This is a genomic window from Pseudoalteromonas sp. G5_S1_14_S5 (genome assembly GCF_054968605.1).
This window is the reverse complement of record NZ_JBQKUM010000174.1, coordinates 1-1539: the sequence shown is the minus strand read 5'-3', so window position 1 is coordinate 1539 and position 1539 is coordinate 1. Positions and strand designations below refer to the sequence as shown.

1 rRNA gene is annotated in these 1539 nt (G+C 50.6%); it reads left to right on the top strand.

From position 1 onward, the window contains the following. Window positions 1-1399 (top strand): 23S ribosomal RNA (locus ACTRWI_RS22400); the annotation flags it as partial. Window positions 1400-1539 lie beyond the last annotated feature (140 nt).

Here is a 1539-nt window from a genome sequence, read left to right as displayed (position 1 = left end):
TAACGCTGAGATACGATGTCGAGCTACTACGGTAGTGAAGTCATTGATGCCATGCTTCCAGGAAAAGCCTCTAAGCTTCAGATTGTAAGGAATCGTACCCCAAACCGACACAGGTGGTCGGGTAGAGAATACCAAGGCGCTTGAGAGAACTCGGGTGAAGGAACTAGGCAAAATGGTACCGTAACTTCGGGAGAAGGTACGCTCTTATCAGTGAAGTCCCTTGCGGATGGAGCAGACGAGAGTCGCAGATACCAGGTGGCTGCAACTGTTTATTAAAAACACAGCACTGTGCAAAATCGTAAGATGACGTATACGGTGTGACGCCTGCCCGGTGCCGGAAGGTTAATTGATGGGGTTAGACTTCGGTCGAAGCTCTTGATCGAAGCCCCGGTAAACGGCGGCCGTAACTATAACGGTCCTAAGGTAGCGAAATTCCTTGTCGGGTAAGTTCCGACCTGCACGAATGGCGTAATGATGGCCACGCTGTCTCCACCCGAGACTCAGTGAAATTGAAATCGCTGTGAAGATGCAGTGTACCCGCGGCTAGACGGAAAGACCCCGTGAACCTTTACTACAGCTTGGCACTGAACATTGACCCTACATGTGTAGGATAGGTGGGAGACTTTGAAACCGCGTCGCCAGATGTGGTGGAGTCGTCCTTGAAATACCACCCTTGTAGTGTTGATGTTCTAACGTTGGTCCCTGAATCGGGATTACGGACAGTGCCTGGTGGGTAGTTTGACTGGGGCGGTCTCCTCCCAAAGAGTAACGGAGGAGCACGAAGGTGGGCTAATCACGGTTGGACATCGTGAGGTTAGTGCAATGGCATAAGCCCGCTTGACTGCGAGAATGACAATTCGAGCAGGTGCGAAAGCAGGTCATAGTGATCCGGTGGTTCTGAATGGAAGGGCCATCGCTCAACGGATAAAAGGTACTCCGGGGATAACAGGCTGATACCGCCCAAGAGTTCATATCGACGGCGGTGTTTGGCACCTCGATGTCGGCTCATCACATCCTGGGGCTGAAGTCGGTCCCAAGGGTATGGCTGTTCGCCATTTAAAGTGGTACGCGAGCTGGGTTTAGAACGTCGTGAGACAGTTCGGTCCCTATCTGCCGTGGGCGTTGGAAAATTGAAGGGGGCTGCTCCTAGTACGAGAGGACCGGAGTGGACGAACCTCTGGTGTTCGGGTTGTCATGCCAATGGCATTGCCCGGTAGCTAAGTTCGGAATCGATAACCGCTGAAAGCATCTAAGCGGGAAGCGAGCCCTGAGATGAGTTTTCCCTGACGCTTTAAGCGTCCTAAAGGGTTGTTCAAGACTAGAACGTTGATAGGCAGGGTGTGTAAGCGCTGTGAGGCGTTGAGCTAACCTGTACTAATTGCCCGTGAGGCTTAACCATACAACACCCAAGGGGTTTTGATGGACTCAAAGATACAAACGCTTGAATGAGTTTGAAGAGACAAGACTTTTAATAAGCTTTCCAGATTATTTTGCCTTCAGTTTTTAAAAAGCTGAAAGTAAAAGCAAAATTTTGCTTGG